Origin of the sequence: Flavobacterium sp. (genome assembly GCF_044360715.1) — a bacterium.
Classification (GTDB): Bacteria; Bacteroidota; Bacteroidia; order Flavobacteriales; family Flavobacteriaceae; genus Flavobacterium.
The window spans coordinates 1-22,875 of sequence record NZ_JBIKJY010000014.1 but is presented as its reverse complement, the minus strand read 5'-3'; the positions used below and the strand labels follow the sequence as shown (position 1 = coordinate 22,875).

At 30.9% G+C, this 22,875-nt stretch carries 17 protein-coding genes; 13 read left to right on the top strand and 4 right to left on the bottom strand.

Annotated elements, in window-relative coordinates; translation table 11 throughout:
• Genes ACIQ16_RS06295 through ACIQ16_RS06280 form a run of 4 tightly spaced genes read right to left on the bottom strand, consistent with a single transcriptional unit; the run spans position 1 to position 4,033 of the window.
• Entirely contained in the window at positions 1-708 is a 708-nt protein-coding gene (locus tag ACIQ16_RS06295) for a glycosyltransferase (protein ID WP_396149719.1), read from the bottom strand.
• Entirely contained in the window at positions 705-1,922 is a 1,218-nt protein-coding gene (locus tag ACIQ16_RS06290; RefSeq protein ID WP_396149716.1) for an O-antigen translocase, read from the bottom strand. The genes ACIQ16_RS06295 and ACIQ16_RS06290 overlap by 4 nt, the downstream gene beginning before the upstream one ends.
• A 51-nt stretch (positions 1,923-1,973) precedes the next feature.
• Complete coding sequence (locus ACIQ16_RS06285; protein ID WP_396149714.1) at positions 1,974-3,053, bottom strand: DegT/DnrJ/EryC1/StrS family aminotransferase; 1,080 nt, start codon at positions 3,051-3,053, stop codon at positions 1,974-1,976.
• Complete coding sequence (locus tag ACIQ16_RS06280) at positions 3,050-4,033, bottom strand: GNAT family N-acetyltransferase (protein WP_396149711.1); 984 nt, start codon at positions 4,031-4,033, stop codon at positions 3,050-3,052. The genes ACIQ16_RS06285 and ACIQ16_RS06280 overlap by 4 nt, the downstream gene beginning before the upstream one ends.
• A 126-nt stretch (positions 4,034-4,159) precedes the next feature.
• Between ACIQ16_RS06280 and ACIQ16_RS06275 the strand changes: the two genes are divergently transcribed.
• The 13 genes from ACIQ16_RS06275 to ACIQ16_RS06215 all read left to right on the top strand — a co-directional run.
• Entirely contained in the window at positions 4,160-5,953 is a 1,794-nt protein-coding gene (locus ACIQ16_RS06275; protein ID WP_396149709.1) for a gliding motility-associated C-terminal domain-containing protein, read from the top strand.
• Positions 5,954-6,054: 101 nt separating this feature from the next.
• Positions 6,055-9,078, top strand: a complete 3,024-nt coding sequence (locus tag ACIQ16_RS06270) for an amidohydrolase family protein (RefSeq protein WP_396149706.1) — start codon at positions 6,055-6,057, stop codon at positions 9,076-9,078.
• 81 nt (positions 9,079-9,159) lie between these two features.
• Positions 9,160-10,476 carry an amidohydrolase family protein gene (locus ACIQ16_RS06265; RefSeq protein ID WP_396149704.1) on the top strand — a complete coding sequence of 439 codons (1,317 nt, stop codon included), beginning with the start codon at positions 9,160-9,162 and terminating at the stop codon, positions 10,474-10,476.
• 111 nt (positions 10,477-10,587) lie between these two features.
• Complete coding sequence (locus ACIQ16_RS06260) at positions 10,588-11,379, top strand: TrmH family RNA methyltransferase (protein WP_396149702.1); 792 nt, start codon at positions 10,588-10,590, stop codon at positions 11,377-11,379.
• A 181-nt stretch (positions 11,380-11,560) separates the two neighbouring features.
• Positions 11,561-13,780, top strand: a complete 2,220-nt coding sequence (locus ACIQ16_RS06255) for a RelA/SpoT family protein (RefSeq protein WP_396149699.1) — start codon at positions 11,561-11,563, stop codon at positions 13,778-13,780.
• Between the two features lie 106 nt (positions 13,781-13,886).
• Complete coding sequence (locus tag ACIQ16_RS06250) at positions 13,887-14,324, top strand: Fur family transcriptional regulator (protein ID WP_291242725.1); 438 nt, start codon at positions 13,887-13,889, stop codon at positions 14,322-14,324.
• Positions 14,325-14,380: 56 nt separating this feature from the next.
• Complete coding sequence (locus ACIQ16_RS06245; RefSeq protein ID WP_396149697.1) at positions 14,381-15,652, top strand: adenylosuccinate synthase; 1,272 nt, start codon at positions 14,381-14,383, stop codon at positions 15,650-15,652.
• A gap of 212 nt (positions 15,653-15,864) precedes the next feature.
• Entirely contained in the window at positions 15,865-17,559 is a 1,695-nt protein-coding gene (locus ACIQ16_RS06240) for an OstA-like protein (protein WP_396149695.1), read from the top strand.
• 39 nt (positions 17,560-17,598) lie between these two features.
• Positions 17,599-18,789, top strand: coding sequence for an aspartate aminotransferase family protein (locus ACIQ16_RS06235; RefSeq protein ID WP_396149693.1), 1,191 nt, complete (start codon positions 17,599-17,601; stop codon positions 18,787-18,789).
• Between the two features lie 203 nt (positions 18,790-18,992).
• Positions 18,993-20,387 (top strand): tetratricopeptide repeat protein, encoded by a 1,395-nt coding sequence (locus ACIQ16_RS06230; RefSeq protein WP_396149786.1) that lies wholly within the window; start codon positions 18,993-18,995, stop codon positions 20,385-20,387.
• Positions 20,388-20,395: 8 nt separating this feature from the next.
• Complete coding sequence (locus ACIQ16_RS06225) at positions 20,396-21,040, top strand: VTT domain-containing protein (RefSeq protein ID WP_396149691.1); 645 nt, start codon at positions 20,396-20,398, stop codon at positions 21,038-21,040.
• Between the two features lie 5 nt (positions 21,041-21,045).
• Positions 21,046-21,804, top strand: coding sequence for a shikimate dehydrogenase family protein (locus ACIQ16_RS06220; RefSeq protein ID WP_396149689.1), 759 nt, complete (start codon positions 21,046-21,048; stop codon positions 21,802-21,804).
• A gap of 84 nt (positions 21,805-21,888) precedes the next feature.
• On the top strand, positions 21,889-22,875 hold a 987-nt coding region (locus tag ACIQ16_RS06215), incomplete at its 3' end, for a DUF349 domain-containing protein (RefSeq protein WP_396149687.1).

Genomic DNA, 22,875 nt, shown 5'->3' with positions numbered 1-22,875 from the left:
TTAATTTCTATAAATTTGAAAAAGTTCAAAAGGAATTTTAAAAAAATCGGTACGTTTAATTTTTGAACTCCCTATTTCTTCCCATTTTTCCAATGGAATTTCTTTTACTACTTCTTTTAAGTTATGACTCTTTTGCAATCGTTTTAATAATTCCACATCAAATAACCATTTTGAAATAAAAGGTTTCGAAAAAATAGGCTTAGCTGTTTCAAAATCAATGACTTTAGCACCGCATTGCGTATCATAAACCGCTACTTTTAGTACAAATTGACTCACAATTGTGGCGAAAATTCTACCAAAATAATGTCTTGTTAAAGATCTTTTTACTTGATTTCCAATTAACTTTATTCGAGCTCCCATAACCATTTTGTAGTTTTGGTGTACTATAGAAAACTGGATTAATTTTTCTAATTCTGAAAAAGGTGTAGCCAAATCAGCATCGTAATACACAATAAAATCAGTATTAGAAATAGATAAAACAGCCGCACGAATGGCCTCTGCTTTTCCAACATTTTTATCTAATTTTAAAATAGTTAAGTTTGGAAATTTGCTTTTGAATTCGTCTAAAATAGTATTTGTATTATCAGTACTTCCATCGTTAACTAATAAAAAATTATATTGTGTGAAGTTATTAAAAATCTGATAAAAACGTTCAATTTCGATTCGTTTTTCTTCGTTATAAAACGGAATTATTATCGTAATTTTCATCTTAATTGTTTTCTAAAGTAAATTACTAAAACCACTAAATAAATCAAATATGTAAAGGCATACGCCTGAACAATTCCGTTAATTCCCAAGGTATGCAACATATAATTTGTAGAAAAATACATAATACATAAAGAAATAGTTTCTGTAATTATAAAAACTTTAGTCTGTTTCTTAGCTATTAATAGGGTTCCAAAAATAAGTGAAGTAGCTTTTAACACATCGCCAATTAATTGCCATAAAAACAACGATTCCATAGATTCAAATTCCGAAGAAAACAAAACCTGAATAATTAATTTTCGCAAAAAATAAATAATCACTAAACCAATTGTGAAAAGTGGAATAATTGTTTTTAAATAGTGTAAAACAATTTCTTTACAATTTGAATTCGTTTCTGCTAATTTTGGATAAAAATAAATCGCCATTATAGAAGAAACAAATAATAAATAATAAGACGAAATGCGTTGTAATCCTTCGTAAATACCTGCTTGTTGTAAACCTGTAATTGCAACAATATCAGTTCGGATTTCCAATAATACGAAAGAACCAATTACACCAGAAACAAGTGCCATTAAGACATATTCTGACAAATTTTTCACAATCTTAAAATCGAAAAATTCAATAGATAAAACATCCCGAAAACGGATATGCTTCTTTAAGTAAAAAAGACTAACAAAAAAAACAAAAATTGGTGCGAAAATTAATGAAACTAATGCGCCAATTGTGGAATAATAATAGATAAAAAATACTGAAAAAATCAAAGCAATTGCACTTGAAATAATCTGAATATAAATAACATTTTTATATTCCTGAAAACCGTTAACTACTGAAATACAAAACGTTGAAAAAACATATAATGGAAATACAACCGCTATACTGTGAAATACGAAACTATATATTTCTGAGTGATTAAAAATTTGTTTGGATAAATAATCAGCTCCTAAAATTAAAAACAAACTAATTGCAATAGAAGAAGTTAAAAGCAACAATCCAAAAGTAGCTAAAACCGATTTCAATTTAGATCTATCATTCTGAAATTCAGAAACATATTTCACAACGGCATTCTGAATTCCAAGTAAAGAAAAATTTTCCAATACATTTAAAAAGGCTCTAAAATTTCCTACATAAGCCATTCCGTTTGCACCAACAAAGAGGGCTAACGCTTTTGAAGTGATGAAACCAAAAATCAATTTCAACAATATATGAACACTATTCAAAGAAGTAATTTTGAATAAAGGTTGTTGTATTATTTTTTTAATTTCAGACAATTAATACGAATTTAAAGTAGCAATAATATGCGTAATTTCTTCATCTGACAAAACGGAACTCATTGGTAAACTCAGCACTTCTTGATGAATTTTTTCTGTAATTGGTAAACTTAAATGATTAAATTCTTGCAATGCTTTTTGTATGTGAGGCGGAATTGGATAATGAATTACTGTTTCTATTCCGTTCTTAAATAAATATTCTTGTAACGCATCTCTGCTTTCTGTACGAATTACAAATAAATGAAAAACGTGATCATTAAAATTATTGCAAACTGGCAATTGAATTTTGTTGTTTTTTATTTCAGATAAATAACGTTTTGCTATTTTTTTTCGTACCTCGTTTTCGGTATTTAAATGTGGCAACTTTATGTTTAAAAATGCCGCTTGTAATTCGTCTAATCTTGAATTTACTCCAATAAAATCGTTATGGTATTTCTTATTTGAACCATAATTTCGTAAAGAAAATAAAATTTCTGCTAATGCATCATCGTTGGTTGTAATGGCACCACCATCGCCTAAAGCACCTAAATTTTTTCCAGGATAAAAGCTAAAAGCTCTCGTTTGATTACCATTAAAAGTTAATCCGTGCGCTTGAGCAGCATCTTCAATAACAAGTAAATTGTGAGTCGCACAAATAGCATTAATTTTGTTCATTTCGGCCAATTGTCCATATAAATGAACCACTAAAATGGCCTTAGTTTTTGAAGTGATTTTTTCTTCAATTAAATTGGGATCGATATTGTACGTTTCGATATTTGGTTCTACAAAAACAGGAATTAAATCGGCTTGTAAAATTGCCAAAACAGAAGCTATATAGGTGTTTGCAGGAACTATCACTTCATCACCTTTTTTTATGTTTCCTAATTGAATATTTGCTTTTAATATAAGCACTAAAGCATCTAACCCATTTCCTACGCCAATACAATGTTTTGACTTAGAATATGTGGCAAAACTTGTTTCAAATTGTTTTACTTCATCACCTAAAATATACCAACCGTTATCTAAAAACGCTTTGGTTTTAGCTAAAAATTGAGCTTCAAAAGGCTTATTTAATTTATGTAAATCGAGGAATTTTATCATATCAATACCTGATTTAATTTTACATAATTTTTAGTCTCAATTTCATAAAAATTTTGAACAATTGTTCTTGCTCCAAAGGATTCTTTCCAATAATGTAAACTTTCCCTCAGTTGTAAACCATTATTTTCATTAGAGATTCCAAAATCAAAATATTTATCATTTGAGAATACGTTTTGAATTAAATGATTGTATAAAAAATCCAAACCACCTAATTTTGTGTTAAATGCTTTATTTCCTGAGATATACTGAGGATGAACTACATTTTTTGTAATAAAGACAGTTACGCCACCTATAATTTCATTTTCAAAATACACATTAAATTGTCTGATTAATTTAGGAAATTTAGACTTTAAATAAGTCATTTCTTCCACAGTATGTATGGGTTTTGAATTGTATTTGGTATATAAATTAGGAATTAATAGTTTTTCCCAAAATAAATCAAAAGAGGTTTCTTCGACAATTTTTAATTGCTGTTTTTCGCCTGTTTCTATGCCTCTTTTACGAACACGAGAAGGCACAATTTTATTTGCTAATTCCAAAATAGCTATGGCATCTCTTCGAATAAGCTTGGCTTGTAATAAAAAAGAAATGTACTCCATTTCGTCCGATGGGAAGGAATTATAAATTGGAGGAATTATTTTTAATTGTACTTTATTAAATCCGGCTTCAAATAAATATTGAAATAAATTATAGTTTAAATGAATTATTTCAGAAAGTTTGCTTTTTTCATCTAAGATTAGTCCGCCATAAGTTAAACCTTGATGCGAAAAAAGGTCGTTTTCAATTCTATTTGCAGGAAAAAGTGCTTTTAAGTTTTCCTTTTCATCAAAAATAAGCAACGAATAATCTTCAAATCGATCCGAATGGTATTCCATAAAATCTCGATGAAACAAAAATGTAGCATTTTTTGCATCTGCTACAAAGTCATTCCATAAATTATAATATTCGGAAGTATATTTTATTATTTTAAACGTATTCATTATTGATTTTGAGTGTTCTAATTATGAGAAATAACAATTTCGCTTCATAAATCTTTGGGGAAATTAGTAAAATTTATTACTTTGGTAAAATTATTCAGCATAAATATTAAATTTTAAAACCTGTTGATGAAAAAATCACTAGTGTTTTTTGTGTTTTTCCTAAAATTTTCATTTTCTCAAAATATTGGTTTATATAGCCAATTTAATGGAAGATACGACTTTACTTTTGTAGGAAATACATTAAATCCTGTTGAAAATTCATTTCAAACCACTCCGGCAGTTTTAACAACATCTTCGGCGACGTTAGCACTTAGCACCAATAATATTATTGAAAGCGCCTATTTATATTGGGCAGGCTGTGGGACTGGGGACTTTAATGTCAAATTAAATGGTACAGATGTACTTGCTACCAGAACTTTTTCAAATATATTAACTCAAAGTCAATCGTTTAATTATTTTAGTGCATTTGCGAATGTTACCTCACAAGTACAATCCACCGGAAATGGCACCTATACTCTTTCAGATTTAGATGTGAGTAGTTTCGTACCGCTTCACGCGCAAAACAGTACTAATTTTGCAGGTTGGGCATTAATTGTAGTATATAAAAACCTATCATTACCCTTAAATCAGTTAAATATTTACGATGGGTTACAAGTGGTATCGCAATTACAAAACAATCTAAATGTTACGCTTAATGCGTTAAATGTAATTGATAATGTGGATGCTAAAATTGGCTTTTTAGCTTGGGAAGGCGATTCCGGAATTCAAGTGAATGAAACATTGCGAATCAATGGAAATATAATTAGCAATCCGCCTTTAAATCCTGCTAATAATGCTTTTAACGGTACGAATTCTACAACCAATTCCAATCAATTATACAATATGGATTTGGATATTTACAACATCCAAAATAATATCAATATAGGTGATACTTCGGCGTTAATTCAACTAACTTCAAGTCAAGATTATGTAATGATTAATGCTATTGTAACAAAATTAAACAGCCAGTTACCAGATGCTCGAATTACTTTTCCAGCACCAGCTTTAAGTTGTAATGTGAGGCAACTTCAAATTAATTACACCGTAACAAACAACAATTCTACTGCCAGTTTACCTGCAAATACACCAATTGCTTTTTACGCTGATAATGTCGTAATTGGATCCGCTCTTACGCAAAACGTCATTCCAATTGACGGATTTGAAACGGGAACTATTACAGTAACAATTCCAGCAAATATTCCATTGCAATTTAATTTAATTGCTAATGTTGACGATACTGGAAATGGAACAGGAATAGTAAATGAAATATCAGATACAAATAATTTGTTTTCATTACCCATTCAACTGTTAGCTTCTCCTAATTTCAATCCGCTTGATGATATTGTGAGTTGTAATTTAGGATTCACAAAAGGTATTTTCAATTTTTCTGATTATGAAGGAAGTGTAAAAACTAATTCTGGCCATCTATGCGCCTTCTATAATTCAGAAATAGATGCTTTAAATTTTACGAATCAAATACTGTTTTTAAATAATTTTGAAGCATCACAAACTCCGAAAACCATTTGGGTAAGAATTGATGATCCACAAATTGGTTGTTATAGTTTAACTACATTTGATTTACTAACAAAAAATTGCGAACCAATAGTTTATAATGCCGTATCGCCAGATAATGATGGGCAAAATGATTTCTTTTTTATTGAAGGATTACGAGATATTTTTATAAATTTTAAATTGGAAATTTATAACCGCTGGGGAAGATTATTATGGACTGGAAACAACAATAAACCAGATTGGAACGGATATTCCGAAAATACAATGGGAAATAATGAAGCTGCAAGTGGAACATATTACTACATTTTATATCTTAATGACCCTGATTATCCAAAACCTATAAATGGTTATTTGTATTTGAGAAGATAATCAATTTTAGTTAGACAATCCTTAAAAATTAAATTATTACTTATTTAAAATTAATAATCTCAAATATATTTTATATTTTTAGCCAACAAAAAACAAAAACTATGCGAATATTTAATGTCTTAATAGCAGTATTGGCTATAAATTGCGGTTTCAGTCAAAATTATTTTCCAAAAAATGATGGCGTAAAGCAAACCTTCAAAAACCCGATTGTAGTAAAAAATGCAACAATTTATACTTCGTCATCTGTTAAAGTTGAAAATGCTACTATGCTCCTTGATGGAGATAAAATTTTAGAAATTGGTACTCAAATTTCAATTCCTAAAGAAGCGACAATAATAGATGCGACCGGCAAAACAATTTATCCCTCATTTATTGATTTGTATACCGAATTTGGAATTCAAAAACCGCAAAGAAAATCGGGGAATTCAAGATCTCCTCAGTATGATACAGAAAGAAATGGGTATTATTGGAATGACCACATTAGAGCCGATTTTAATGCGTATGAAAACTTAAATTACGATGAAAAAGCCGCAAAAGAATTAAGAGAAACTGGATTTGGTACGGTTTTAAGTTTTAATAATGACGGAATTGTAGCCGGAACAGGTTTATTATGGACATTAAACGATAAAGATACGAATGGATTTCGTATTTTAAATAATAAAATATCGCAACACTTTACTTTCAAAAGAAGTTCGCTTTCTGGTCAAGCTTACCCTTCTTCTTTAATGGGAAGTATGGCATTAATAAAACAATTGTATCACGATGCAAAATGGTATGCTGCAGGAGGTTCAAAAACGAATGATATTTCATTAGATGTATTTAATCAAAATAAAAATTTAGTTCAAATATTTAATGCTGGCGATAAATTAAATATCCTAAGAGCAGATAAAATTGGTGACGAATTTGGAATTAATTACGTTATTAAAGGAAGTGGAAACGAATTAGAACGTATTGAAGAAATTAAAAAAACAAATGCAACACTAATTGTTCCAATCAATTTCCCTGATGCTTATGATGTTTCCGACTCGTTTCTTGCAGAACAAGTAGTGTTGTCTGATATGAAATTTTGGAATCAAGCGCCATATAATTTAAAAGTTTTAGCAGAAAACAATGTGAATTTTGCTTTAACTACAGCTGATTTAAAAAATCCAAAAGACTTTTTAACCAATTTAAGAAAAGCAGTAGAATATGGATTTCCAAAAGAAAAAGCCTTAGCAGCTTTAACTGAAATACCAGCTAAAATTGCCAATCAAAACAATATTGGTACTTTAAAGAAAGGAAATTTAGCGAATTTTATCATTGTGAGTGGTGATATTTTCGAATCAAAAAGTAGCATTCAAGAAAATTGGATTCAAGGAAATAGAACCATTATTGAAAAAATACAACCTTCTGACATAAGAGGAAAATATGAATTAAATATCGATTCAAATAAATACGACTTATCAATTGAAGGTGAAATTGGTAAAATCGAAGCAAAGATTTCGCAAAACAAAACAGAATTCGGAACGAAAGTAACGTATAACGATCCTTGGATTACTTTGGTTATTAAAAGTAAAGATACCATTGATTCGAAATTTATTAGAATATCTGGATTAAAATCAGACACCGAATTAGCTGGAAAAGCCATTTTAGAAAACGGCAATGAAGTAAGTTGGTCTGCAGTTAAAAAAACAGAAACAACTGAATTAAAAAAAGATATTGTAGCTGAGAAAAAAGACGAGAAAAAAACGCCTGTTTTTTATCCAATTACTTTTCCAAATATTGCTTTCGGTAATAGTACAAAACCAAAACAAGAAACGATATTATTTAAAAATGCTACAGTTTGGACAGGTGAAAAAGAAGGTGTTTTAAAAGAAACCGATGTCTTAATTGAAAACGGAAAAATCATTAAAATTGGCAAAAACTTACCTCAAAAAGGAAAGGTAATTGATGCAACTGGAAAACATTTAACCGCTGGAATTATTGATGAACATTCGCATATTGCCATTTCAAATGGAGTAAATGAGGGCGGACAAAATTCATCTGCTGAAGTAACTATTGAAGATGTAGTAAATTCTGAAGATATTAACATTTACAGAAATTTAGCTGGTGGCGTAACTTCTGCTAATTTATTACACGGATCTGCCAATCCAATTGGTGGTAGAGCTGCATTTGTAAAATTAAAATGGGGATACAATTCAGATGAAATGTTAGTTAAAGACGCCCCTAAATACATCAAATTTGCTTTGGGTGAAAATGTAAAACAATCCAATTGGGGGGATATTGAAAGACTACGCTTCCCTCAATCCAGAATGGGTGTAGAACAAGTTTATGAAGACTATTTTTCTCGTGCAATGGCTTATCAAAAAGAATGGGATGCATACAATACAAACAAAAGTAAAATTGCACCTCGTTTTGATATTGAATTAGAAACATTGAGTCAAATTTTAAATAAAAAACGTTTCATTACTTGTCACTCTTATGTACAATCTGAAATAAATATGTTGTTAAAAGTAGCTGAAAAATATAATTTTAAAATTCAAACATTCACTCATATTTTAGAAGGGTATAAAGTGGCAGACAAAATGGCTAAACACGGTGTGGGTGGTTCTACTTTCGCAGATTGGTGGGGATATAAATATGAAGTAAATGATGCTATACCTTATAATGCAGCACTTATGAATACTGTAGGTGTAACGGTTTCTATTAATTCTGATGATGCTGAAATGTCAAGAAGATTAAATCAAGAAGCGGCAAAAACACTAAAATATGGTGGTGTAACGGAAGAAGCGGCTTGGAATTTTGTAACCTTAAATCCTGCTAAATTATTACAAGTTGATGACAAAGTTGGAAGTATTAAAATAGGTAAAGATGCCGATGTGGTACTTTGGTCTGACAATCCTTTAACGATTTATGCTACAGTTGAAAAAACAGTTGTGGATGGAATTATTTTCTTTGATTTAGATCAAGAAAAAGCAAAAAACGAAACGGTTCAAAAAGAAAGAAACGAGTTAATCAATTTAATGTTAGACGCCAAAAATAAAGGCTTAAAAACACAAGAACCTAAGAAAAAATCGAGCGGACATTACCACTGCGATACCCTTGGTGAAAAATGCAGAGAATTTCACGCTAAATACAATAACTAATAAGTATTACACTATTTTTCAACACAGATTTCACAGATTAAAATAATTTCAAAAATCTGTGTTATAAAAAATTAATATAAAATGAAAAAACTAACATACATTTTAGCACTAACTACTTTAATTAGTTTTGCACAACAAACACCTGCTCCTAAGCAAACAAAATCGATTTTAATAATGGGTGGAACGGCGCATTTAGGCAACGGAAAAATTCAGGAAAACAGTTTAATTTCAATTGTAGATGGGAAAATTGCTTCCGTTTCAGATGCTACTGTTACTAAAATTGCCAAACACGATATTGTGATTCAAGCAAATGGAAAGCATATATATCCGGGGTTCATCGCACCAAATTCTACTTTAGGATTAGTAGAAATTGATGCCGTTCGTGCCTCAGATGATGAAAGTGAAATTGGTGAATTCAATCCACATATTAGAAGTTTAATTGCTTATAATGCCGAATCGAAACTTACCGAATCAGCTCGTCCAAACGGCGTACTTTTAGCCCAAATTACACCACGTGGTGGAAGAATTTCTGGAACTTCTTCTGTCGTTCAATTTGATGCGTGGAATTGGGAAGACGCAGTAATAAAAGAAAATGACGGAATTCATATGCGATGGCCAAATAGTTATGCACGATTAGGATGGTGGGCTGAACCAGGCGGCATTGAATCGAACAAAAAATATGACGAGCAAACCAAAGGCATTCAACAGTTTTTTGACAATGCGTTTAATTATTTAAATTCAGATAAAAAAACAAAAGACATTCCTTACGATGCGATGAATGGGTTACAAAGCGGAGAAAAAACGTTGTTTGTAAACGCAAATGGTGAAAAAGAAATTACAGATATTATCTTATTCAAAAAGAAAAATAATATTAAAAAATTGGTAATTATTGGCGGTTATAATGCACATAAAATTGTCGATTTATTAAAAGAAAATAATGTTTCTGTTTTATTGAGAAGAGTGCACGACGTTCCCAATTCTGAAGATGAAGATGTAAATTTACCGTACAAAATTGCTAAAATCTTAACCGAAAAAGGAATTGTAGTTGGATTAGAAAACGCGGGAGATATGGAACGTATGCAAACAAGAAACATACCGTTTTATGCCGGTACTTGTGCCGCTTGGGGAATGAATAAAGAAGAAGCGCTAAAATTAATTACATCAAACACTGCTAAAATTTTAGGAATTGATGCCAAATACGGAACCTTAGAAGCAGGAAAAAGCGCTACCCTATTCATCTCTGAAGGTGATGCTTTAGATATGAAAACCAATAAATTGTCTCACGCTTTTATTGATGGAAGACAAATTAGTTTAGAAAGTCATCAAACCGAATTATACGAAAGATATAAAGGGAAGTTTGAGAGTGAAGGTTCTTCAAAATCGGAAGTAAAAAACTAAATCACAAAATAATATTTTCAAAGTCGCAAAGCCCATCGTTTTGCGACTTTGTTTTTATCCCTAAAAACGATAACTTTGTAACATAGATACTCAGCAACTTAGTCACTCAAAATGAAACAAATCACGTCCATTCAAAATCCGTTTGTAAAAAACTTAGTTGTATTGCAAGAAAAAGCCAAAGCACGAAAACAGTCGGGAACGTTTATTATTGAAGGAATACGTGAAATTGAATTAGCCGTAAAAGGCGGTTACGAATTAGAAACAGTACTTTTTTGTCCAGAATTATCTGGAAAATCTGAACATCTGAACATCCAAATAGCTGAACATCTCAAAATAGAAATTTCGAAAGAAGTCTACCAAAAATTAGCATATCGCGATACAACCGAGGGAATTATTGCCATTGCGAAATCGAAACCTTTGCATTTATCCGATTTAAAATTATCTAAAAATCCATTAATTTTAGTTGCAGAAGGATTAGAAAAGCCAGGAAATTTAGGTGCCTTATTACGAACCGCTGATGCAGCCAATATTGATGCCGTTATTATAGCTAATCCAAAATCGGATTTGTACAATCCTAATATTGTGCGTTCAAGTGTGGGTTGTTTATTTACACGTCAAATTGCTGTGGCGACTTCAGAGGAAGCAATTGCTTATTTAAAAGAAAACAACATAAATATTTATTGTGCAACTTTGCAAGATTCAGCGACGTATCACACACAAAATTATAACGAACCAACCGCTTTAGTTGTAGGAACAGAAGCCACAGGAATAACTGAAGTTTGGCGACAAAATTCAACCAAAAACATCAACATTCCTATGCAAGGTAGCATTGATTCTATGAATGTTTCGGTAGCGGCGGCTATTTTACTATTCGAAGCGAAAAGACAACGTGGATTTGAATGAGACAATTATCAATTAGTCAATGTGCCAATAAAAACAACACAGATTTAAAAAATTATTATAATTTATAAAATTTCTTTAATCTGTGTTTCAAAACTTTCAATCAAACCTTCTATATTTTTTTAAAAATCTTTTTTGATATCTAAATTTTAAACACTATTTTTATGTTCTACAAAAATTGAATATGACAGAGATAGATTTAGAGGCCGAAAACAAAGCTATTGCCCAAGAATATAAAGAGTTATTACGTATTAGTTATCAAAGCTTAACAGCCGATGATAAAAAAATAATTCGTAAGGCTTTTGATGTGGCAGTAGAAGCGCATAAAGATCAAAGAAGAAAATCTGGGGAAGCCTATATTTTTCACCCTATTGCTGTTGCAAAAATTGTAGCCTCACAAATTGGTTTAGGTTCAACAGGTATTGCCTCTGCCCTACTTCACGATGTGGTAGAAGATACAGACATTACTATTTCTGACATTGAAAAAATGTTTAATCCTAAAATTGCTAAAATTGTTGAAGGATTAACTAAAATTCCAAAAGTAAAAAACGACCAAGAGATTTCGCTTCAAGCTGAAAATTTCAGAAAAATGTTACTCACGCTAAATGATGATGTTAGGGTAATTTTAATTAAACTTGCCGATAGATTGCACAATATGCAAACTATGGACGGAATGTCTGACTACAAACAAGCGAAAATTGCATCGGAAACTTTATATATTTATGCGCCTTTAGCTCATAGATTAGGACTTTACAATATTAAAACGCAATTAGAAGATTTAGGTTTAAAATACACAGAACCAGAAGTTTACGCTGAAATTGTTAGCAAAATTAAAGAAACCAAAGAAGAGCAAGACACATATATAAAATCTATTTCAGATATTTTAAGTCAATCTATGACTACGGAAGGTATTGATTTTATTATTAAAGGGCGTCCAAAATCGATTTATTCAATTCGCAGAAAAATGAAAGTGCAAGGCGTAACTTTTGATGAGGTGTACGATAAATTTGCGCTTAGAATCATTTACAATTCCAATCTTCACGATGAAAAATTCATAGCTTGGAAAATTTATTCTGTTGTTACAGACCATTACAGACCGAGTCCAAGTCGTTTACGCGATTGGATTTCTTCACCAAAATCAACCGGTTACGAAGCGCTACACATTACTGTAATGGGACCATTAGGGCGTTGGGTGGAAATTCAAGTTCGAAGTGAACGAATGGACGAAATTGCAGAAAAAGGCTATGCTGCACATTACAAATACAAAAACGGAGCAACCGAAGAAAACAGTTTGGAAATTTGGTTAAACCAACTTAAAGAAGCGCTTGAAAATTCAAACAATAATGCCGTTGATTTTGTAGAAGATTTTAAACTGAATTTATATGCTAAAGAAATATATATTTTCACACCAAAAGGTGAAATAAAATCGTTACCAAAAGGGGCTACATCACTCGATTTTGCATTTAGTATTCACTCGGAAATTGGTGTAAAAACACGAGGAACAAAAGTAAATGGTAAATTAGTACCGCTAAATCATATATTAAATAGTGGGGATCAAGTAGAAATTATTACTTCGCAAAATCAAAAACCTACGATTCAATGGTTAGAATATGTAACTACCTCACGTGCCAAAAATAAAATTAAGAATGTTTTAAACGAGGACATCAAAAAAATTGGCGAAGAAGGCCGAGAAATTTTAACTCGAAAATTACGCCATTTAAAAATTACTTTAAATGAGAAATCAATTAATGAATTGGTAAATTTTTTCAAATTAAAAACCAGTTTAGATTTGTTTTACAGAGTAGGTGTTGGTGCTATTGAAAATCAGCAATTACGTGATTATGCGGCACAAAAAAGCAATACTTTAGTCAACTTTTTTAAGAAAACCATTAAAAGAAGCGCCAGTTCTTCTGATGAAAAAAATCAAAAAAATAAGACAGATGAAAAACTCGACTTATTGGTTTTTGGAACGGAACAAAGTAAATTAGAATATAAATTTTCTCCTTGTTGCAATCCTATTCCTGGCGACCTTGTTTTTGGTTTTGTAACCATTAACGAAGGAATAAAAGTACATAAAATGGACTGTCCGAATGCCATTAGTTTACAATCTAATTTTGCATATCGAATTGTTCAAGCCAAATGGATAGACTCTACTCAGGAAGAATTTAATGCCGTTTTAAAAATTACTGGAATGGATGTTATGGGATTAACCAATCAACTTACTAAAGTCATTTCAAATCAAATGCACGTGAACATTCAAAGTATTAGTTTAAGCTCTGAAGCAGGTATTTTTAAAGGTCAAATTACTGTTATGGTTCAGAATAATGTCATTCTCAAAAAATTAATTGAGAACATCAAAACTGTGGATGGCATTGATAAAGTGACAAGGGTTTATAATACATAAGATTAAAAATTTAGGGATTTTTATGTATGTCAATTAGTTAATTCTTTTTTTTACTTTTCACTAATCACTTTTTACTATATTTGCATTTCTTTCATTTAAACTTAAAATGGATAACAACCAAAACCAAGAAACGGTAAAAAACGTTTTTACAAAATACCTTGAAGAAAAAGGACATCGCAAAACGCCTGAACGTTATGCAATACTTCAAGAAATATACGAAAATCAAGAACATTTTGATATCGAATCCTTGTATATTAAAATGAAAAACAAAAATTATCGTGTTTCTCGTGCTACTTTATACAACACTATTGAGTTATTATTAGATTGTAAATTAGTTCGTCGTCATCAATTTGGACAAAATCAAGCACATTATGAAAAGTCTTATTTTGATAAGCAACACGATCATATTATTTTAACGGATACAGGAGAAGTAATTGAATTTTGCGACCCTCGTATTCAGCAAATTAAGCAAACAATGGAAGAAATGTTTGGAATTAATATAGAAACACATTCCTTATATTTTTACGGAACAAAAAAGAAATAAAAATACAGACAAATTAAATTTGTCTATTCAATGCAAACAACACAAACAACAACACAATGAATGTAGATTTACTACTTGGATTACAATGGGGTGACGAAGGAAAAGGAAAAATCGTCGATGTATTAACTTCAAAATACGATATTATTGCGCGTTTTCAAGGCGGTCCGAATGCAGGACACACACTTGAATTTGATGGAATTAAACACGTTTTAAGAACCATTCCTTCTGGAATTTTTCATAAAAACAATGTAAATATCATTGGAAATGGTGTGGTAATGGATCCTGTGGTTTTTCAAACAGAAATTAAAGGATTAGAAAAATTTAATTTGGATGTTAAATCAAAATTATTTTTATCAAGAAAAGCGCATTTAATTTTACCTACACATCGTTTACTTGATGCCGCTTCGGAAGCTTCAAAAGGAAAAGCTAAAATTGGTTCTACTTTAAAAGGAATCGGGCCTACATATATGGATAAAACCGGTAGAAATGGTTTACGAATTGGCGATTTAGAAATGGCTGATTTTAAAGAAAGATACCGTGCTTTAGCTGACAAACACGAAGCAATGATTGCTTTTTATGATGTAGATTTACAATATAATTTAGCCGAAATGGAAGCTGAATTTTTCGCAGCAGTGGAAGAATTAAAAACATTAACTTTCATTGATTCAGAAGAATATTTAAATAAAGCATTAAAAGCTGGTAAAACGATTTTAGCAGAAGGCGCACAAGGTTCTTTATTAGATGTTGATTTTGGAACGTATCCATTTGTAACGTCTTCTAACACTACTGCTGCTGGAGCTTGCACAGGATTAGGAATTGCTCCAAACAGAGTAAAAGAAGTTTTCGGAATTTTTAAAGCGTATACCACTCGAGTAGGAAGCGGTCCTTTCCCAACAGAATTATTTGATGAAGTAGGCGCCAATATGGCAAAAATCGGAAACGAATTTGGTTCAGTTACTGGTCGTGCCCGTCGTTGTGGATGGTTAGATTTAGTGGCTTTAAAATATGCTGTTGAAGTGAATGGTGTTACCGAATTATATATGATGAAAGGTGACGTATTATCTGGATTTGAAACACTAAAAATTTGTACAGCATACAAGTACAAAGGAGAAGTATTAAAACATTTCCCTTACAACATTGAACCAGAAAACGTACAACCAATATACACCGAAATGAAAGGTTGGCAAGCCGATTTAACGGGTATGACAATGTATGAAGAATTACCTTCAGAATTAAAGACTTACATCGAATTCATTGAAAAAGAATTAGAAGTGCCAATAAAAGTTGTTTCTGTAGGTCCTGATAGAACTCAAACAATTACAAGATAAGTTACAAAATTTTGTTATACTGAACTCGTTTAAGTATTACACATATTAAAACCGCAGATTCTCAGATTATCCAAAATCTGAAATCTGCGGTTTCTTATTTTTGATCTATTAAAATTCGCAAAATCTGTGTACCTATCAAAAAAACCATAAAATATTCTTAATACGCATTCATTATTCTACATTTTACTTAAATTTGACAAAAAATTGAGAAATTGAGAAAATATTTATATGCTGTCGTTTTGGTATTTACCATATGGTTTGGAAATGCTCAAACTACAAATCAACAAATTACTCCTTCTAATCCTAATGGGATAAAAATTTTGCATTCTGATTTTATCGATAAAAATCAAAATGAAATCCCGGGCGCCATTATTTTTACTGGAAATGTTCAAGTGCAACATAATGGTGTTCTTATAAATTGCAATAAAGCGTATCATTATACCGATGAAGATTACGTAAAAGCGTTTGGAAACGTAATATTAAACCAAGGCGATACGATTGTAATGAATAGCCGTTATGCGGAATACGATGGGAAAACATTACAAGCCTTCGCAACTGGAAATGTGAATTTGCGTTCGCCCGATTCTAATTTAACAACCGATACCATTCATTTCAACAGAAAATCTCAAGAAGCTTATTACACAAGCTGGGGAACCATTCTTAATAAAGAAAATACTTTAAAAAGTAAATCTGGAAGATATTATTTAAATAACAAAAAATACGTTTTCAAAACGGCAGTTACCGTTGTAAATCCGCAAGTTACTATTAAAACTAATAATTTAGATTTTTACGACAACTCAGGACACGCCTATGTTTACGGCCCAAGTACGATTACAAGTAAAGACAATGTGATTAACACTACAAACGGTTTTTATGACACTAAAAATGATGTTGGAAGGCTTTTAGATAAATCTAATATTGTTTACAACAATCGGAAAGTAGAAGGCGATATTATCAATTACGACCGTAAGAAAAATTTCGCAAAAGCTACCAATAATGTAAAAATTACCGATACAATTAATAATATGATTGCTACCGGACATTACGCAGAAGTGTACAGAAATATTGGCGGCACCAAAAAAGATTCGATGTATATTACCAAAAAAGCGTTGGTGAAAACATTAGTAGAAAAAGATACTATGTATTTACACGGAAAAAAAATATTGGTTACGGGCCCGCAAGAAGATAGAACGATTAGAGCTTTTAACAATGTACGATTTTTTAAAACGGATATGAGTGGAAAATGCGATTCCATTCATTCTAATAATAAAACACAACTCACAAAACTTATCGGAAGACCTGTAGTTTGGAATGCCGACAATCAAATGACAGGAGACGTTATTCATTTAATAGGAAATAATAAAACCGAGAAATTAGATTCATTGAAAATACTCAATAATGCCTTTTTGGTTCAAAAAGATACTATAGGTGAAGACAATTTCAATCAAGTGAAAGGGCAATTTTTATACGGAAAGTTTAGAGATAATAAATTATACGAAGTAGATTTAATTAAAAATACCGAGAAAATTTATTTTATGTATAACGACGAAAATGAAATGGTTGGAATTGATAAAGGCGTTTCAAGTAGTATCAATATGCAATTGGAAAATAACAAAATTTTAGAACTAACTTCTTTCAAACAAATTTTAAGCGATACCTATCCTGATAAAGAATTTCCAAAAAACGCAAGGCGACTTAGAGGTTTTATTTGGCGAATAGACGAAAAAATCACATCTTTAGAGAATATTTTTCCTGATGAAGAAAAAGCCATCGACGAAAAAGTAAAAGTCGAAACAAAAAAGAAAGAAAAAGAAGAGAAAAAACCAATGTCTGTTCTAAAAGAAACTACGGATTATGGAAAAAAAGTAGGAAGTAAAAAGGAAAAAGTGAAAAGTAAAAAGCAGTAAACTTCATCACCTTTAACCCTTCACCTAAAACCCAAAATAATGATAAACGATTTCTTTAAATATCAAGCACAAACCTCTCCTCACCCATTAGCTATGGAAATTTCTTATGCTAAAGGTTCTTATATTTATGATACTTCTGGAAATAAATATTTAGATTTTGTTGCAGGTGTTTCAGCTTGTAGTTTAGGACATCAAAATGAGCGTGTAAATACGGCTATAAAAAACCAATTAGACAAATATTCTCACGTTATGGTGTACGGCGAATATGCCCAACATCCAGCAACCGAATATTGTAAATTATTAGCCGAACATCTACCCTATCCATTGAAAAAAACGTATTTGGTAAATTCGGGTACAGAAGCTACAGAAGGTGCTTTAAAATTAGCCCGAAGAATAACCGGAAGAAGCCAGTTTATATCTTGCCATAATGCGTATCACGGGAATACTATGGGAAGTTTAAGTGTTATGGGATTTGAAGAACGCAAACAAGTATTTAGACCCTTACTCCCTGATGTCGATTTCATTACGTTTAATAACGAAGAAGACATACAGAAAATCACAACGAAAACAGCTGGAATTATCTTAGAATCCATTCAAGGTGGCGCAGGTTTTATTCAACCTCAAAATGATTTTTTAAAGAAAGTTAGAGCACGATGTACCGAAGTTGGTGCGATGTTAATTATAGACGAAATTCAACCCGGATTTGGTCGTACCGGAAAATTATTTGGCTTTGAAAATTACGATTGCATTCCAGATATTTTAGTTATCGGAAAAGGAATGGGCGGTGGAATGCCAGTTGGCGCATTTGTAGCTTCTGAAGCACATATGGATTTATTATACAACAATCCGAAGTTAGGACATATCACCACATTTGGTGGACATCCTGTAATTGCAGCGGCTTGCTTAGCCACATTACAAGAAATTACTGAAACCAATTTAATGGCTGAAACATTAGAAAAAGAAATTCTTTTTAGAAAATTATTGGTTCACCCTTTAATAACAGAAGTACGTGGAAAAGGTTTAATGTTAGCTGCAATGACAAAAAACGCAAACATTACAAACGAAGTTATTTTACGATGTCACAAACGTGGACTAATACTATTTTGGTTACTATTTGAAGGAACAGCCATCCGAATTACACCGCCATTAACCATTTCCAATCAAGAAATTGAAGAAGGTTGTCAATTATTATTAGAAGTTATGGCCGAGGTTCATACTTTGAATCTTTAAAACCTAAATATTAATTTTTTAAACACTGATTTGAGAAATTATAAAAATTAGTATAATTTCTCAGATCTGTGTTGCATAAAAACTGTATTTGAACTTAAATTTTGTTAATTAAATTGTTCAAAAGATACACTTGGCAAAGAATTTGATAGCATTAAATTACGTAATTTTATTACTGTAACTTTTAAAAAGTTGTTGCTATGAATATGAGCCATAATGAAGAAGAGGAAGAAAACAAATTATCGCTTTCTAAATTCGAATCGATGCTAAAAACCAACAAGGTTTTCTTTTTTGATTCAGAAGAATTTGAAGATATTGTTTTGCATTATATGGATACAGGGCGAATAAATTTGGCAAAAAAAGCACTAAGATTAGGCTTAGAGCAACATCCAAAATCTACAGGATTAAAACTGGTTCACGTTGAATTATTAATTTACGATGACAAAATTGAACAAGCTGAAAAAATCTTAAACGAAATCGCGTTATTAGAACCTACAAACGAAGAAGTTTTTATTCAACGTGCCAACATTTGTTCTAAAAGAGACCAACACGAAAAAGCTATTGAACATTTAAGAATTGCACTTCGATACACAGATGATGAAGCAGATGTCTATTCTATGATTGGAATGGAGTATTTATTTATGGATAATTTAGAGTTGGCCAAAGAAAACTTTATTTTATGTTTAGATAATGACGAAGAAGATTATTCTGCACTTTACAATGTGGTATATTGTTTTGATTTCTTAGACCAGAATCAGGAAGCAATAGTATATTTAGAAAATTTTATAGAGAAAAATCCTTATAGCGAAGTAGCTTGGCACCAATTAGGTCGCCAATTTTATGCCATTAAAAATTACGAAAAAGCAGTTTGGGCTTTTGACTATGCTTGTCTTATTGATGAAGGTTTTTTAGGCGCCTTTTTAGAAAAAGCAAAATCATTAGAAAAACTTCAGCACTATCAAGAAGCCATAGATTGCTATTTAATAACTATTGAATTAGATGATCCTACTTCATTCGCCTATTTGCGCATTGGAAAATGCTATGAAAAACTTGGAAATTCAGAACAAGCTTTGAATTTTTACTTAAAAACTGTTCACGAAGATCCTCTATTGGATAAGGCTTGGTTAGCAATAACTGATTTTTACATCAAACAAAAAGATTTTCAAAAATCATTATATTATGTAAATAAAGCAATTGGAATTGATGGTGAAAATCCACTTTATTGGAGACGATATGCTACCATAAATCAATACCTGAATTTCTTTGAAGAGGCAGAAGAAGGTTACAGAAAAGCGTTTGAAAACGGAGATGTAGCATTAGATAATTTTCTTTTTTGGAGTGATGTTTTATATGTTTTAGGCGAAGTAAATGCAGCTTTCGAAATATTAAATCAAGCCAAAGAATTGTATCCAAATGAAGCCGAGATTTTATATCGTTTAGTAGGTCTATTCTACAATATTGAGGAGGAAACTAACGCCATCGAAGCATTAGAAACGGCTTTAACAACCGATTTTAATAAAAATTATATATTAAAAGATACCTTCCCACACGTTTGGGAATGCGAAACTGTACAAAATAGTATTAAAAAACATACACTATAAGCCAATCTATGGAAATTATCGACTTTTTATTACATTTTTTAAAAGATCCTTTAACCGTAATTACCCAACTAATTGACCAATACAATACACTAATTTATTTTATATTATTTTTAGTAGTTTTTGTGGAAACTGGATTTGTTGTAATGCCATTATTACCAGGAGATTCGATGCTTTTTGCCATTGGTGTCATTGCTGCAACTACCGGAAAATTAAGTTTAGTGATCATAATTCCATTGTTAATTTTAGCTGCGTTACTTGGTGACAATTTAAACTATTTTGTAGGGCATAAATTTGGTGAATTCATAAAAGAAAAAAAGAAAATTCTATTTCTTAAAAGAGAATATATTGAAAAAACGGAAGATTTCTTCGAAAAAAATGGAGGAAAAGCAGTCATAATGGCTCGTTTTGTGCCTATTGTAAGAACTATCGCACCCTTTGTGGCCGGAGCTGGAAGTATGAAATATAGAAATTACATTCTGAATTGTATTTTAGGCGCTATACTTTGGGTAGCAGGAATTACGCTTTTAGGTTATTTTTTAGGACAATTTGAAATAGTGAAAAACAATTTTGAAAAATTAGTTTTAGGTATTGTTTTAGTTTCAGTATTACCTATTTTCATTAAAATTTTCAAATCCAAATTTAACAAAGCGTAACGGAAATGAAGCATAAATCACAAAAGAAACAGCGCAAGTTTGGACTTATTGGTAAAAACATAAGTTATTCTTTTTCTAAAAAATACTTCTCCGAAAAATTTATTAATAATCATTTTCACAACTGTGAATATGAAAATTACGATATTGAAAATATTAAAGAAATTACTGAAATTATAAATAAAACCAAAGGTTTAGTTGGGCTAAACGTTACTATTCCTTACAAAGAATCTATTCTTCCGTTTTTAGATAAAATTTCAAAAAACGCAAAAAAAATTGGCGCTGTAAATTGCATTTCTATTTCTAAAAATAAAAAAATAAAAGGATACAATACCGATTTTTATGGGTTTAAAAAATCATTGAAACCCTTATTGAAAAATCATCACAAAAAAGCTTTGATTTTAGGAACTGGTGGCGCCAGTAAAGCTGTAGCTTTCGCTTTAAAAAAACTAAATATCGAATTTGATTTTGTATCTCGAAATCCTTCGGAATATGAAATCGGATACAACGAAATTAATGCGGCTATTTTTAATGAATATCAAATAATTATAAATACTACTCCATTAGGCACATTCCCAAATATTACGGAATTTCCAAAATTAGATTATGCCCTATTTACATCAAAACATATTGCTTTTGATTTAGTGTATAATCCTGAAGAATCCGCTTTCTTAAAAAAAGCAAGAAAAGCTGGTGCAATTACAAAAAATGGACAAGAAATGCTTATAAATCAGGCTGAAAAAGCTTGGTTAATATGGAACAAATAACATTTAATTTGATATTTTAGTACAATTTCTTTGTATTTCCCACCTCTTTTGGTATCTTCGAGCCCTAAACTTAAGCATTAAAACATGTTAGAAGAATTGAATGATAACCTGCAACAAGCAGATGGACAAGAAGAAACAACTTCAATTGAAAACCAAACACCTATTTCAGAAGAAACTGAATTAGAAAGTCAAGTTTTGGAAGTAACTGAAAATGAAACGATTTCGGAAAAATTAGAAGAAGAAACAACTGTTTCCGTTCAAGATGAAATAGACAATCATTTGGCTGAATCAAGCGAAGAAGGTTCTATTGATAACGATTTAGAAATTGAAGTTAAAGATTACGAAAAACTTTCTTTAGAAGAATTAGTTGACGAATTGGCAACTCTTGTAGGTCATGAAAAAGCCTTAGTTTTCAAAAATCAAATTGAAGATGTAAAAAAAGCATTTTTAAATCAATTTCATCAGTTACTTGAAGAAAAAAGAGCTGCCTTTTTTGCTGAAAATGAAACGTCTACAGAATTTGAATATCATTCACCAATAAAAGTAAAATTTGATCAATTGTTAGATACTTTTCGTAACAAAAGAAATACAAATTTTAAAAATATTGAAAATCAATTAAAAAATAATTTAACGGAGAAAACAGCTTTAATTGAAGGATTGAAAGCATTAATTGCTAGTAACGATTCTAATATTTCAGAAATGTTTAAAAAATTCAACGACATTAGAGAGCGTTGGAAAAATTCGGGAGCCATTCCGAAAGACAAATACAATTTAGTTTGGAATAATTTTCATTTTCATGTAGATAGATTTTACGAAATTGTTCATTTAGATAGAGAAATTAGGGATGCTGATTTTAAAAACAATTTAGATCAGAAGTTAGAAATTATTGCCAAAGCAAAACTTTTAGTAGAATTACCAGATGTAACTAAATCTTTCAGAGAATTACAATTGTTACATCGTGTTTGGAAAGAAGAAATTGGGCCTGTTGACAAAGAAAATAGAGAAAAAATTTGGCAAGAGTTTAGTGAAATTACTAAAATTCTACACGATAAACGTGAAGCATTAGCATCT